Raw genomic sequence first — 13688 nt, 5'->3', positions numbered from 1 at the left:
CATCATGGCACACCTCGGTGCGGCTTCGCCGCAGTGGCGCGGTCAAGTGCCCTGGGCGGCACCTATCCGCACCACTGCCGAAGGCACTGGACCGTCGTAGCGGGCGATCGGGCGAATGATCTTGCTGTCGTGTGACTGTTCGACGATGTTGGCGCACCACCCGACCATGCGGCTGCACGCGAACGTGGGGGTGAACATCGATCGCGGAATCCCGCACAGTTCCATCACGACTCCGGCGTAGTACTCCACATTGGCGTACAGCTTTCGATCCGGCTTCAGATCTGCGAGCGCAGCGGCGATGACCTTCTCGACCTGCACAGCCTTGTCGATGAGCTCTCCGCCCATGTCCTGCGCAGTCTCTCGCAGCATCACCGATCGGGGGTCATCGGTTCGATACACCGGGTGCCCGAATCCCATGATTCGTTCGCCTGCCGTGATTTTCGAGCGTGCCCACACATCCGCGGATTCGATGTCGGCAATCTCGTCGAGCCCGTCGAGGGCGCGATCCGGCGCGCCTCCGTGCAATGGACCGGCGAACGCCCCGATCGCTGCGCACACTGCGGACGCGATGTCCGACCCCGTCGACGCGACAACCCGTGCGGTGAACGTCGAGGCGTTGAATCCGTGATCGATCGTGGCAGTGAGGTAGCGGTCGACGGCTCGGGCGCGGTCGGCGTCGGGCACTTCACCGGTGATCATGAACAGCCAGTTCTGTGCCATTGTCAGGTCTTCGCGCGGCTCGACGGGTTGCTTGCCGGACCGAATCCTGTGCACGGCAGCCAAAATGGTCGGCGTCATCGCGCACAGGCGTAGAGCCGTGGTCCGCTTGTCCGCCTCCGACGACTCGTACAGCGGTACCGCGCCCGCGAGGCCGGACAGTACCGTCCGCAACGCCAAGAGGGGCTGCGCGGGTCCTGATTGCGCGACCGTTCTCACGGCGGCGGCGACGTCGTCCGGCAGCACTCGCAGGGGTGCCACCGCGTGCAGGAACTCGGCGCGTTCGGTCTCGCTTGGCAACCGGCCTTCGACCATCAGGAACCAGGCATCCTCGAACGTGCCCGTCAGAGCCAGGTCGATGGCCGAGTACTGGCGGTAGTGATAGAACCCCTCGTCACCTCGCACGTCTCCGATCGAGGTGGTGGTGACGACGACGTTGTGCAGCCCGCGGGGGGCTTCGAGAACGGTCATGACTGATCTCCTTTGTCCTGGTCAACCCCTACGATCCGCGTTACTGTTGATTTTTGTCAATGTTGATCCAGTCAATACGAAGGACGAGCATGACGTCGAACGACGGCCGAAATCTGCTCACCACGGCCCAGGCCGCAGCGCGACTGGGCGTCAAGCCTGAGACGGTGTACGCCTATGTCAGCCGCGGGCTACTGACCAGCACTCGACTGCCCGGGGTGCGGGGGAGTGTGTTCGACGTCGACGAGGTGGAAGCGCTCGCCGGCCGTGACACAGCCCGTCGCACCGATATCGGTGCAGTGGAACGTATTCGGACCCAGACCACACTGATCGACGACGGGCATCTGTACTACCGGGGGCGTGATGCCGTTCAACTCAGTTCTCTCTCGTTCGAGTCGGTTGCACACTTCGTCTGGACCGGTGAGCTGCTGGAAGACGTGCAATTTCGGGCCGATTCCGCAGTGGTGCAACGATGTCGGCAAGCACTGGCGGCTATGGCACCGGACTGCCGCTCGATCGATCGGATACGCATAGCCGTCGATGTAGCGGCCACCTACCGCCCGCTGCGATTCGATATCGGCTCCACCTCCGTGGTGCGCGAAGCGGGACAACTGCTGGCCACGGTGGGCGCGGCCCTCGGTGGGCAACCCTCGGAAGTATCGGTGACGGAATCTGTTTGGGCGGCAGTGAAGTCCGATGTATCGGATCCACGTGGACGAGTCCCGCTGCAGGCAGCGCTGGTGTTGATGGCCGATCACGGTCTGGCGGCCTCGACCCTCGGAGTTCGAGTGGCGGCGAGCACCCGTGCCAATCTGTATTCGGTTCTCGCGGCGGGACTCGGGTGCATCGACGGCCCCCTGCACGGTTCCGCTGCCGACCCCGTGTACAGGTTCTTGGCGACGGCGATCGATGATCCGGTAGCAGCTCTCGCAACACAATTGAGGTCCGGAACGCGTATCTCAGGGTTCGGTCACGTCGTCTACACCGACCGAGATCCACGTGCGGAGGAACTGCTTCGGTTGCTCCGAGATCCTGCACACGGTGCCGATTCCTCGGTGATCGCTGCCGCGGATGTCGTCATCGACGAGGTGAGCGATCGGTTCGATACTTTTCCCAATTCGGACTTTGCTCTCGCCACGTTCGCCCTTGCCTACGGACTCAAAGCGGACACACCGGAGATGGTGTTCGCACTCGCCCGAATCGTGGGTTGGACGGCACACGCGCTCGAAGAATACGAGGAGGCACCTCTGCGTTTTCGAGTGCCGGGCATCTACACGGGGACCCGGCCGGGGACCTACTGAGGCGTCGAGCAATCCACCATCGCGAAAGCGGCGCGCAATTGTGCTCGCGCGGCGTCGATCTCGGCCGGCTTTCCTGCGAGGTGGTGTAGAAGGGCCCGTTGAAATATGCCGTCGAGAAGCACGTACGCCGACGCCCGATCGAGAGAAGGTGTGGTTCCGCGAAGCTCGCAGTAACGAGCGACGACGCGCCAGATCATGTCCACCCGACGCTCTTCGATCTCCAGCACCTCGGTACGGAACGAATCGTCGAACAGGGCTTGATTCCGCAGGTCGTACCAGAGTCGATGGATGCCGGCGTCCGCAGCGAGAGTGGCGAAGTACTTGGCCTCGAAGTCCGCGTAGAGGCCCGTGGCGTCGACCGCGTTGGCCACCACCTCGTCGTAGCGGGTGACACAGATGGCCTCGTACTGGCGAACTGCGTGCGTGATGAGGTCGAGTTTGTCGGTGAAGTAGTAGTGCAGGACGCCATGCGAGAACTCGGAATTCTGTGCGATCTCGCGGAGTGAGGTGCGCGCATAACCCAGTTCGGCCAGCGTGTGCAGCGTCGCCTGCGCCAGTTCGGTTCGTTTGGACTCGAACTTGTTGCGAGCGCGCTCTTCGATACGCGCGCGCGGATCGACCGTCTGTGTCATGGTCCGGGTCCTTTCCGCGCGTAGGTCTCCCAGTGTATGCCCGACGGCGAGTTCGCGAACCACTGCATTTCGTCCGTCCTGGACAGTTGTCAAGAAAAAGCTTGACGGCTGTTCAAATTCTAGCTTACTGTGACCCACAGCACATGCCGGAACGGTGGATGCAGATGCGTCCCCTCCGGTGCTCGAACTCGACACCCAACTCGGTCCGCCGTGCGGACGGGCCATCCACGAGAGGACTTTCCATGCCAACGGACAAGCGCGTCGTCGTCTACGGTGCATCGGGATATACCGGCCGACTCACCTGTGAGTACCTGCGCGAGTACAACATTCCGTTCCTCGCAGCCGGACGCGACGAAGGCCGCGTCAAAGGCATTCTCGACGCGGTGCCCGGTATCGAGACCGTCGAACACGACGTCGTCGAGGTCGAACACACGGCCGCGGCCCTGGCCGAGGCGTTTCGTGGGGCCGAGATCGTCCTCAACACGGTCGGGCCGTTCTCTCGATTCGGTCACGAGGTGGCCCAGGCCTGCATCGAGATCGGGGCGCACTACACTGACACCACCGGTGAGCAGGACTGGATGATCGACGCCGAAACCAAATACGGTGCCGAGTTCGCCTCCCGAAACCTGGTGCTCACGCCAGGTTTGGCGCAGATGTACAGCATCGGCGAGATCGCCGCGAACATCTGCCTCGAGACACCGGGCCTGGACACCCTCGACATCGAGGTCTTCTGGAAAGGGCATCCGACGGTCGCGTCGACGAACACGATCCTCACCAACGCCGCGTTCTCCAAGGCTTACTACCTCGAACAGAACGAGTACGTGGAGTGGCCGGACGACGGAGTCATGCAGGTAGTGGTGCCCGGCCAGCACGACCTGGGCCTGGCGCTTCCGTGGGGCGGGACATCCCATCCGGTGTGGTTCAAGAACGACCCTCGAGTAGCGAACGCTCGCGCCCTCGGCGGCGTGATCAACAAGCCCCTCATGCTGGCGGTACCCCAAATCATTTCCGCCGCAATGGCTCAGATGGAGGGCAAGTCGGATGCAGAGAAGTACCAGATCATCGACACGGTCTCTGCCTCGGTACGAAGCGAGACACCTCCCCGAGAGAATCCGCGCATCAACACCTCACTCGACTCGGTCTACGCGTCGGGACCCCTCGGGCGCGTGCACACGGTGATTCACGGCAACTGCAACTACAAGCAGACCGCACTACTCAACGCGTTCGCCGCGGCGCATCTGCTGCAGGGACCGCCGAAGAAGGTGGGATTCGCGTCCAGCTGCCAGGCATTCGGGCATCGGGAACTGCTCGGCGTGCTCCGCGCCTTCGGGCTGGTGCTCGAACCCATCGTCACCGCGCACAGCTGAGGACTGGGCCGATGCGGTTGTCGGACTACCTCGACAAAGGGGTGTCGCTGGGCAGAGATGCCCCCTGTCTCACCATCGGTGACACCACTCGAAACTACGGCCAGGTGTACGACGACACGGTGACCATCGCCGCTGCGTTGCAGCACAACGGAATCGAGGTCGGCGATCGGGTCGCGGTGCTCTCCGCCAACGACCCGCTGGCACTGACCTGCGTGTTTGCGATTTCGCGAGCAGGGGCAGTGTGGTGCCCGATCAATCCACGCAACGAAGCCGACGAGAATCGGCAGCTGTTCGAGCTGTTCGGCTGCCGATTCCTGTTCTTCCAGAAAGCGTTCGCCGATCTCGTCGGTCGCATTCGCGACCAGCTTCCTCGGTTGGAATGGCTCGTCTGTCTGGACGGCGACGTGCCGGGAGCGCTCTCGTACGACAGCTGGCTCGTCGAACACGGTTCCGATTCTGTTGCCGAGAGACGACCGGCGGACGGATTGTGCATGATCGCCGGCACGGGCGGTACGACCGGAAAACCCAAGGGGGTGAGGCTGACCGAGGAGAACATGATGACCTCCACGGCAACAGCACTCATGAGTTATCCCTTCGGGGATCGGCCTCGGTACCTGGCTCTTGCACCGCTGACCCACTCTGCGGGCGTGCTGACGTTTCCCATTCTCAGTCTCGGCGGACACGTGGTGGTCATGGGCGCTCCCGACGTCGGAAAGTTCCTGTCCCTCATCGAGCAACACGGAATCACCCACGCGTTTCTTCCGCCGACCGTGATCTACGGTGTGCTCGATCATCCGGATCTCGACATCACGGACCTGTCGTCGTTGCGGTGCCTCTGGTACGGGGCCGCGCCGATGTCGCCGACTCGACTGGAAGAGGCGCTGACCCGTATCGGCCCGGTTCTCGGACAGCTCTTCGGGCAGACCGAGGCACCGAACATGATCGCCACTCTTGCTCCGGCCGAACACTTCCGTAGCGACGGTTCCATCGCCATCGAACGACTGAGCTCGGCCGGCAAGCCGACGCCCCTGACGACAGTGGCGATCATGAACGACGACGGTGGATTGGTCGATGGTGGCGAGCGCGGCGAGATCGTCGTTCGCGGGCCTTTGGTGATGCAGGGCTATCACGAGAATCCGTACGCCACAGCCGAAGTTGGTGCACATGGTTGGCACCACACCGGCGACATCGGGTATCTCGACGACGACGGCTATCTGTACGTCGTCGACCGCGCCAAGGACATGATCATCACCGGCGGGTTCAACGTCTACTCCGCCGAAGTGGAGCAAGCTCTGTTGTCGCATCCGGCGGTGAAGGAATGCGCCGTCGTCGGGCTGCCGGACGACAAGTGGGGTGAACGCGTCACCGCCGCAGTACTTCTACGTCCTGGCCGGGATGCATCCGACGAGGACCTGATGGCCCATGTGAAAGCAATGATCGGAAGCATCAAGACACCCAAACAGATTCAGATATGGACCGACCTTCCCCGCTCGAAAGTGGGAAAGATCCTCAAGACCGAAGTGCGCAGCACCATGTCTCACTCACTATCGAAGGGAAGCACACCATGACCGAGTTCGAGGGCAAGCGAGTATTCGTCACCGGGTCCGGAGCCGGTATCGGAAAAGCCATCTCCACGATGTTCATCGAGCGCGGTGCACGCGTCGTCGTCAGCGACATCGACGAAGGTGCGGCAGCGAAGACGGCCGAGGAGATCGGAGCTGCAGGTATCGCCAACTGCGACGTATCCGACGAGAGTCAGGTGCAGAATGCGGTGGCCCAGGCTGTCGAGATTCTGGGTGGACTCGACATCGTCATCAACAACGCCGGCATCGAAGTATCGTCACCGCTGCTGCAGCAGTCGACGGAAAGCTTCGACAAGATCTACGCCGTCAACGTCAAGGGCACATTCTTGGTGATGAAGGCCGCGATCGGCGCGCTGATCGAATCGAAGGGGAACATCGTCAACATTGCGTCGCTGGCCGGCGTCGGCGGAACAGCGCTGCTCGGGTCCTATTGCGCCACAAAGGCTGCGGTCATTCAGCTCACCCGGGTCGCGGCCATCGAGATGCGAGCATCGGGAGTGCGCGTGAACGCTGTGTGTCCCGGATTCGCCGATACCGCAATGGTCGACCGCTTGGTCCCGGACTTCGAGGCTGCGACCCAGATTCCATTCGGTGACCTGGTCGCCGCGAAGCAGGGACGACTGGGAACACCCGAGGACATCGCCGAGGTGACGTTGTTCCTCGCATCCGACCGCGCGTCCTGGATCACCGGTAGCCACTACATCCTGGACGGCGGGTTGTCGGCGTCGCTGGTGTAGAGATCGAGGAGCTCCCCGTCATCCCAGGGCGACGGGGAGCAACCCTCGGGGCGTCTCGGATGCAATGTTCGCCAGCGCGTCGTCCAGCCTCGAATATCGAAACTCGAAACCGCTGTCTGTCAACACTTGTGGATCCACCCAGCGACTCTTCAAGACCAGTTCGGCCTCGGTGCGAATCACCCGTGCACCGAACTGAAGCAGCCACGCCGGTGTCGGTAGACCGTGACTGCGGCCCAGTGCATTCCGGACCTGATGCATCAGCTCTGTGTTGGTCACCGGAAACGGAGTGGCGACGTTGACGGGGCCGGAAATTCCTCGGTTGTCGTAGAGATGATCGAGAACCTGTGCAACGTCTGCAACGTGCACCCAGCTGAACATCTGACCGCCGTCGCCCATCGTGCCGCCGAGTCCGACTCGTGCCAGGTCGATGATCGGATTGATGGCCCCGCCACCTGCGCCCAACACGATCGACATACGAAGTGCTACTTTCCGAATGGCCACATCAGCGTCGAACAATTCACGTTCCCACGCGCGAGCTACCTCGACCGAGAAGCCCGACCCCAGCTCGCCGGATCGCTCGTCCATCGGCCGATCACGGGAATCGCGATAGATCGTTCCGGTGCTCGCGTTGACCCACAACTCGGGTGCGGTGTTGACGTCGGCCAGGGCACGGCCGAGTTGGGCCGTCGTCTGGATACGCGACGACATGATCTCGTCTGCGTTCTTCTTATTGTAGCGACAGCTCACCGAGCGGCCTGCGAGATTGACGACCAGATCGGCACCGTCGAGAACCTCGACAATGCTGCGATGGTCGGACCACGTTGCATCGCTGGATGTTCCGCGCCCGATGGTCTTGACTTGGATATCGCGTTCTTCGTAGTTGCGACGCAGATACCGGCCGATGTAGCCTGAGGCACCGCAGATGACGACAGTCGGTGGTGAATCGTTCACTGGTGCAACCCTTCCGGAGAGGTCATTCGTTTCAGGAGACCGGCCACGTCGGTGACCAACCCCCGTGCCACGGGGAGACGAGCAAGGCGTACGGCCTTGGATACGACGGGCACGAGCCCGTCGACCAGTACGCGCGTGCGTCGCTGGTTGTCCGAGGAGTCGGTTACCCAGTGCAGAGTGACTCCCATGTAGATCATCCAGAGCAGTGTCGGGAGAGCGTCTTTCAGTGACGCCGGAACCTTCTGTTTCGATGCGCTCAGGGTGTCTCGCATGAGATCGATAGCCATGGATCTGGCGTCGGACGACTCTTCCGAGAACGGACTGGAACTCGTGCTCGTCGGCAGCGCCAAATGCAGGAAGGATCCACCGAACGCGTGGTAGGGCGCCATCACGTCCAGGCCGGAATGCAGTACGGCGGCCAGATTTTCGGAGAGCGATCCGCCGTCGACGAGAACGCTGAGCGCGCGCTCGCGATGATCGCGCTGAATCACCATGTACAGCTCGTTGACGAGCTCATCCTTGCCGGCGAAGTAGTAGTAGGCATTGCCGAGCGACACACCCGCTTCGTCGGCAATGCGACGCATCGTGGTTGCCTGAAACCCCTCCTCGCGAAACAGGCGTAGAGCTACCTCGACCACCTTGTCGCGAGTCTCGGACGTGCGCGCCATCGATTCGCCTCATTTCTGAACGTGTTCAAATTCGACCATAGACCGCAGTTTGAACATGTTCAAGTCCCACGTGTGTGGCTAGGTTCGTGCACTCACGACTTCGGCGCAGGTCCGATTTCCGGCAGAACGTCGCGGCCCGTCGTCGTAGTGTCGCTGCTATGAATCCAGAACTCGTTGTGGCAAGTCGACACGTCAGTCGAGTCATAGGGCGCACACCCGAGGAGGTGTACGAGTTCGCAGTCAATCCCGCGAACTTACCCAGATGGGCAGCAGGATTGGCGAACAGTCCCGTGACCATCGACGGCGATCGACTCATTGCTGAATCGCCGATGGGGCATGTGACAGTCCGATTCGTGCCACACAACGACCTCGGTGTCCTCGATCATGACGTGACGTTGCCGTCAGGGACGGTGGTGAACAATCCCGTTCGAGTATTGAGCCATCCGAACGGCGCGGAGATTCTGTTCACGGTCCGCCAAATCGAACTCAGCGACGAAGAGTTCGAACGCGACCTCGCAACGGTCGCCGAAGACCTGACAAGACTGGCGGAGGTGTTGGAAGCTCAGTCCTCCTGAGTGGGTCTCATCATGGCGGTGGGGTCGACGCGATCGAATACTCGCTGCATTGCGGGCATCGGGTGAGCAGATCATGTGTGCACGAGACGACGTGCGTCAGAAAGCGCTCGGCATGGTCGAGTTGACCTTGTTGCCGTCGTATTCGAGCCAGCTGTTCCTCGATGACTGCTGTTCGTCCGAGCTCGTCTCGATGAAGTATCAGGCGAATATCGGCCAAGCTGATCCCGACGCCTTGACAGGCCTGCAATACCCGCAGTCGTCGCACATGTTCCTGGCTGTAGTCGCGGTGGCCCGACGGTAGACGCTCGGGCACAACAACACCCATGTCGTCCCAATGTCTCAGGACATGGGTCGGAACGTCGAGCTCCCGCGCAACCTCGCCGATCTTCACCTGCCGATGCTCGCACATTGACTTCAGGTCGACCTGAAGTTCTAGGGTCCAGTCCTATGGACGTGAGCAGACTCGATCTACCGGAGCCCATTTACGTGTCTGTTGGCGGCACGACCGTCGCGACCTACGAGCTGACACCCGACAGAGCGAAACCGTCTGCCGATGTGGTGTTCTGCCATGGAACACCCTGGTCGGCCCAGGTGTGGGCGCAGGCCGCTCGCCACCTCCGCGCTGGGCATCGCGTCTACTTGTGGGACATGCCCGGATACGGCCGCTCCGCACAGGGATCCGATGTGCGGACCGACCTACCCAGCCAGATGCTGCGCTTCGCGATGTTGCTCGACCACTGGCGGTTGGAGCGGCCCTTCGTCGTCGCGCACGACATCGGCGGTGCCGTCGCCCTGGGTGCCCATCTGATACACGGACGAGACTACGGCAGTTTGTACTTGTGGGACGTGGTGACCCTGGACCCGTGGGGGTCCGAATTCTTCCGGCTCGTCGCGGACAACAGTGACGTTTTCGCTGCCTTGCCGGCCTCCCTACACAAGGCGTTGGTCTCCGAATACGTTGCAGGAGCATCACATCAGCGGCTGGACCCAGACATCGTGGCGATGTTGACCGAACCCTGGATATCCGACGAGGGTCAGCCTGCGTTCTACCGACAGATTGCCGAACTGCGGCCCGAGGACACGCGACCGATCGTCGACGCACTTCCCCGAGTCCGCTGCGATAGCTCCATCGGATGGGGTCAACAGGACCCCTGGATTCCCGTCGACCAGGCATTTCGACTGAAACAGTTGTTGCCGGGACAATCGAATGTGATCACTCTTCCGGGTGTGGGGCACCTGGCACCGCTGGAAGCTCCATCACTCGTGCAACAAGCCTTGGACACATGGTTGGGTTGACATCGTTCTCCGAAGTGGGGTGGCCGCGCCTCGTGGATACTGGGTTCCGTGGTGCTGAGACGAATGGGGACGTCCCTTATCGGAGGCAGAGGGGCCCAGTGGGTTCGCGAGCTGAACGAGCGACACCCATGGAGTCACAACGACTACTTCCACAGTTGGATTCTGGCGAACCTGCCCCAGACGCGCGGTACTGCGGTCGACTTCGGTTGCGGACGAGGTGGCCTGGTGCGTGCCCTGGCTCCCCATTTCGATCAGGTCACCGGGGCAGACCGGGACTCGGAGATGCGCCGCATCGCAGAGATCACCTCTGCCGACGTGAACAATGTGTCGATCACAGATCGCCAACTCGATTCCTGGGCAGACGATTCGATCGATCTTGTGACCATGGTCGCCGTCCTGCATCACCTCGACATGGACGACGCATTGCGTCATGTCGAAAGGATTCTTGCGCCGGGCGGACGCGTGCTCATCGTCGGGCTCGCGCCACCGCGAAGCGCACGAGATCTGCTGTGGGATTCGGTCTCCATCGTCACCAATCCATTGATCGGATTTCTCCACCGCCCGTGGCCGAGCCCGGTTACGGCACCGCCGGCACCGTTCCCGGTGAAGGACCCGGTGCTGAGCTTCGACGAGATTGGTCACATCGTGAAGAAGCGGCTCCCGGGCGCGACCATGCGACACCGCATAGGGTTTCGGCACACAATCGAGTGGACCAAGCCGGGTGCCCGCAGGTGACTCCCAACCCTCAGCGCCGAATGTGGGATGTGCAGACAGCGGGCGTGCTGCGGCTGCCGTCGGGCAGTCTCGTTCGGGGACGCGCCTTGCGCGATCCAATGCCCGGCGGCCCACGGCCGGATCTCGGGGTGTACCTGCAGGGGAGGGATCCCGGCGAGTTCGACTGGGACAGCCGATGGGTTCGTTGGCCCGACTTCTGGCTCCCGTCCGACTCGAAGGAGCTCGGGGTTGTACTACGAGAAGCACTGCGACGCTGCGCAACCGAGAGGGTCGAGATCGCATGCACTGGTGGTGTGGGGCGAACGGGCACAGCACTGGCGTGTCTCGTCGCGCTCGACGGTGTGCACGGCGACGCGGCCATCGACTACGTCCGGCGACACTACTCGCAACGGGCCATGGAAACGCCCTGGCAGAAGCGCTTTGCGAAGACGTTCGCGAAACCGGGTTCTCTGCTCTGAGCAGAATCCCCGACACCTCATGGAATCGAGGCCTAGGCTCCGATCATGGGCGAGGTCATACGAATCGATGAGCGCCGAGCAGCGCGCGCAGTGGAACCGTTGTGGCGTGAAGTGGTCGGCCGGAGGCTACGCGAGTGCAGGCACGCCCGCGGCGACACACTCGCCGAGACCGCTGCCCGCGCAGGCATTGCGCCGCAGTACTTGTCGGAGGTCGAACGTGGCCGCAAGGACCCGTCGAGCGAAATCCTTGCGGCCGTCGTCGGTGCGTTGGGCACGTCGATGGCAGACATCTCACGCCTAGCGCATCATGACCTGTCTCGAGGAGATGCAACGTTGATGGCTGCCTGACGCCCCTCGAGAACCTGGTCGACGACGCCGTACTCGCGGGCGGCCGAGGCCGTCAACACGAGATCGCGGTCGGTGTCATGGCGAAGCTTCTCGACGCCGCGTCCCGTGTGTTTCGCGAGGATCGATTCCATCTCGGCCCGGACGCGGACCACCTCGTCGGCAGCCAGAATCAGGTCGGGAATGGTGCCGCGTCCCTGCGCCGCAGGTTGATGCAACACCACCCGACTGTGGGTCAACGCAGAGCGTCGCCCCGGTGCGCCGGCGGCGAGTAGCACTGCACCAGCCGCGACGGCTTGGCCCACACACGTTGTGGCAACAGGTGATCCGATGAACTGCATGGTGTCGTAGACGGCCAGCATGGCGGCCGTGTCACCGCCCTCGCAGTTGATGTACATCGAAATCTCCTGATCGGGGGAGTCGGCCTCCAAGTGCAGAAGTTGCGCGATCATCGCGTTCGCGACACCGGCATCGATTCCGGTACCGAGGTAGACGATGCGCTCACTGAGCAGGTGCGAATAGACGTCGACGACGCGTTCTCCGCGCGAATCTCGCGTGATCACATTGGGAATCGTGTAGGTGCTCATCGTGCCAGCTCCATTCCGAAGGACACCCGTCGCGCAGGCATGACCTGATCGAACGAGTCGACGATCGCGTCGACGAACCCGTACTCACGGGCAGCCTCCGCAGTGAACCAGCGATCGTGCAGAGAGTCGTCGAAGATTTGCTCACGTGTTTGTCCCGTGTCGTCGGCGATCAGGCCGAGCACCGTATCTCGGGTATGACGCAGATCGTTGGCCTGCACCTCCACTTCGACGGCGGACCCTCCGATGCCGGCGGAGCCCTGATGCATCAGAATCCGTGAGTGCGGCAGGGCGTACCGCTTGCCGCGCGTACCCGAGGACAGAAGGAATTGACCAGCGCTGCAGGCCAATCCGAGCGCGAGGGTCGAGACGTCGCACGGGACGAGGCGCATCACATCGCGGATGGCGAGCATTGCGGGAACCGATCCGCCTGGAGAGTGAATCCACAGTGCGATGTCGGCCGAGGAATTCTCGGCGGCCAACGTCAGCAGATGAGTGGTGAGGACGGTGCCGTTGTCGTCGTCGAGGGGGCCGTCGAGCACCAGGACTCGGTGCCGTAGGAGTTGGTTGCGGAGTTCGGGCGGGAACATTCGAGGCGATTCGCTCATGAGTCGAGTGTGAGTCCGAATTGGCTTGCACACCAGTTGTTCTGCTGTGGGCAGCGACTCTGCTCTCAGCTGCGTCGGCCGCCGAGGGACAATGGTGAGATGACTGCACTCGAGTTCTCCGAATCCATCGCCGTCGCTGCGTCGGTCGACGACGTGTACGCCGTTGTCTCCGACGTCACCCGTACGGGTGAATGGAGCCCGATCTGCCAGGAGTGCTGGTGGAACGAATCCGATGGCGGTGGCGTCGGATCTACGTTCACCGGCCGCAACGTGGTGCCGGGTCGCACATGGGAAACGGTCTCGACAGTGGCTGCAGCCGAACCCGGCCGCGAATTCGCCTGGGTGGTGGGCGACAACTTCGTCCGCTGGGGTTACACGCTCGAGTCCGTCGACGGTGGCACACGCCTGACGGAGAACTGGAACTTCCTGCCCGGCGGCATCGCCCACTTTCACCGCAAGTTCGGCGACGACGCGCAGCAGGAAATCGACACTCGAAGCCGAGCGGCACTGGACGGCATCCCGCGCACCCTGGCGGCAATCAAGCGAATCGTGGAAGCCGAGGCCTGATTGCTGCCGGTCGGGTGCGCTGACTGTCCACTATTCGAGGCCTATGACGGAATCCCGCCTTTCGACGCGAATTGTGGACACTGAGAGCACCACCGA

17 protein-coding genes are annotated in these 13688 nt (G+C 62.5%); 10 read left to right on the top strand and 7 right to left on the bottom strand.

Going from position 1 to position 13688, the window contains the following annotated elements; translation table 11 throughout:
* Positions 1-42: 42 nt before the first annotated feature.
* Positions 43-1188 (bottom strand): citrate/2-methylcitrate synthase, encoded by a 1146-nt coding sequence (locus CH294_RS05860; protein WP_094737281.1) that lies wholly within the window; start codon positions 1186-1188, stop codon positions 43-45.
* An 89-nt stretch (positions 1189-1277) separates the two neighbouring features.
* Here CH294_RS05860 and CH294_RS05855 point away from each other — a divergent pair, with 89 nt between their 5' ends.
* Complete coding sequence (locus CH294_RS05855) at positions 1278-2486, top strand: citrate/2-methylcitrate synthase (protein ID WP_249305083.1); 1209 nt, start codon at positions 1278-1280, stop codon at positions 2484-2486.
* On the opposite strand, the gene CH294_RS05850 is transcribed toward CH294_RS05855, so the two are convergent.
* Complete coding sequence (locus tag CH294_RS05850) at positions 2480-3118, bottom strand: TetR/AcrR family transcriptional regulator (RefSeq protein ID WP_094737367.1); 639 nt, start codon at positions 3116-3118, stop codon at positions 2480-2482. The genes CH294_RS05855 and CH294_RS05850 overlap by 7 nt on opposite strands.
* A 242-nt stretch (positions 3119-3360) precedes the next feature.
* On the opposite strand from CH294_RS05850, the gene CH294_RS05845 reads away from it, so the two are divergent.
* Genes CH294_RS05845 through CH294_RS05835 form a run of 3 tightly spaced genes read left to right on the top strand, consistent with a single transcriptional unit; the run spans position 3361 to position 6805 of the window.
* Positions 3361-4485, top strand: a complete 1125-nt coding sequence (locus tag CH294_RS05845) for a DUF5938 domain-containing protein (RefSeq protein WP_094737279.1) — start codon at positions 3361-3363, stop codon at positions 4483-4485.
* Between the two features lie 11 nt (positions 4486-4496).
* Positions 4497-6053 (top strand): long-chain fatty acid--CoA ligase, encoded by a 1557-nt coding sequence (locus tag CH294_RS05840; RefSeq protein ID WP_094737278.1) that lies wholly within the window; start codon positions 4497-4499, stop codon positions 6051-6053.
* Entirely contained in the window at positions 6050-6805 is a 756-nt protein-coding gene (locus CH294_RS05835; protein WP_094610829.1) for an SDR family NAD(P)-dependent oxidoreductase, read from the top strand. Before CH294_RS05840 ends, CH294_RS05835 begins: the two co-directional genes overlap by 4 nt.
* An 18-nt stretch (positions 6806-6823) precedes the next feature.
* Here the strand turns inward: CH294_RS05835 and CH294_RS05830 are convergent, their stop codons facing one another.
* Positions 6824-7756 (bottom strand): TIGR01777 family oxidoreductase, encoded by a 933-nt coding sequence (locus CH294_RS05830; protein ID WP_094737277.1) that lies wholly within the window; start codon positions 7754-7756, stop codon positions 6824-6826.
* A complete protein-coding gene (locus tag CH294_RS05825) occupies positions 7753-8424 on the bottom strand; it encodes a TetR family transcriptional regulator (protein ID WP_094737276.1) in 672 nt (223 codons plus the stop codon). Before CH294_RS05825 ends, CH294_RS05830 begins: the two co-directional genes overlap by 4 nt.
* A gap of 158 nt (positions 8425-8582) precedes the next feature.
* Here CH294_RS05825 and CH294_RS05820 point away from each other — a divergent pair, with 158 nt between their 5' ends.
* Positions 8583-8999: a polyketide cyclase gene (locus CH294_RS05820; protein WP_094737275.1), complete on the top strand. Its 417-nt coding sequence runs from the start codon at positions 8583-8585 to the stop codon at positions 8997-8999.
* 10 nt (positions 9000-9009) lie between these two features.
* Here CH294_RS05820 and CH294_RS05815 read toward each other — a convergent pair whose 3' ends face one another.
* The gene (locus tag CH294_RS05815; protein WP_249305081.1) at positions 9010-9408 is read right to left on the bottom strand and encodes a MerR family transcriptional regulator; all 399 of its coding nucleotides are present in this window, start codon (positions 9406-9408) and stop codon (positions 9010-9012) included.
* A gap of 38 nt (positions 9409-9446) precedes the next feature.
* Between CH294_RS05815 and CH294_RS05810 the strand changes: the two genes are divergently transcribed.
* The 4 genes from CH294_RS05810 to CH294_RS05795 all read left to right on the top strand — a co-directional run bounded on the left by CH294_RS05810 (position 9447) and on the right by CH294_RS05795 (position 11836).
* Positions 9447-10295: an alpha/beta hydrolase gene (locus CH294_RS05810; protein ID WP_094737274.1), complete on the top strand. Its 849-nt coding sequence runs from the start codon at positions 9447-9449 to the stop codon at positions 10293-10295.
* 63 nt (positions 10296-10358) lie between these two features.
* Positions 10359-11030, top strand: a complete 672-nt coding sequence (locus CH294_RS05805) for a class I SAM-dependent methyltransferase (RefSeq protein WP_094737365.1) — start codon at positions 10359-10361, stop codon at positions 11028-11030.
* A gap of 20 nt (positions 11031-11050) precedes the next feature.
* Complete coding sequence (locus CH294_RS05800) at positions 11051-11488, top strand: protein-tyrosine phosphatase family protein (protein WP_094737364.1); 438 nt, start codon at positions 11051-11053, stop codon at positions 11486-11488.
* A 45-nt stretch (positions 11489-11533) separates the two neighbouring features.
* Positions 11534-11836, top strand: coding sequence for a helix-turn-helix transcriptional regulator (locus CH294_RS05795; protein ID WP_249305080.1), 303 nt, complete (start codon positions 11534-11536; stop codon positions 11834-11836).
* Here CH294_RS05795 and CH294_RS05790 read toward each other — a convergent pair.
* Together CH294_RS05790 and CH294_RS05785 are read right to left on the bottom strand one after the other, a co-directional pair.
* A complete protein-coding gene (locus CH294_RS05790) occupies positions 11794-12420 on the bottom strand; it encodes an ATP-dependent Clp protease proteolytic subunit (RefSeq protein WP_094737273.1) in 627 nt (208 codons plus the stop codon). The two genes, CH294_RS05795 and CH294_RS05790, sit on opposite strands and share 43 nt — an antisense overlap.
* Entirely contained in the window at positions 12417-13025 is a 609-nt protein-coding gene (locus tag CH294_RS05785; RefSeq protein ID WP_037172932.1) for an ATP-dependent Clp protease proteolytic subunit, read from the bottom strand. Before CH294_RS05785 ends, CH294_RS05790 begins: the two co-directional genes overlap by 4 nt.
* 99 nt (positions 13026-13124) lie before the next feature.
* Here CH294_RS05785 and CH294_RS05780 point away from each other — a divergent pair, with 99 nt between their 5' ends.
* Positions 13125-13592 carry an SRPBCC family protein gene (locus CH294_RS05780; protein ID WP_032405479.1) on the top strand — a complete coding sequence of 156 codons (468 nt, stop codon included), beginning with the start codon at positions 13125-13127 and terminating at the stop codon, positions 13590-13592.
* The last annotated feature ends 96 nt before the right edge of the window (positions 13593-13688 follow it).

Source organism: Rhodococcus sp. 14-2483-1-1 (assembly GCF_002259335.1).
In the GTDB taxonomy this organism is placed as follows: domain Bacteria; phylum Actinomycetota; class Actinomycetes; order Mycobacteriales; family Mycobacteriaceae; genus Rhodococcoides.
The sequence above is the reverse complement of the archived record's forward strand: the minus strand, read 5'-3'. Positions and strand labels throughout refer to the sequence as shown.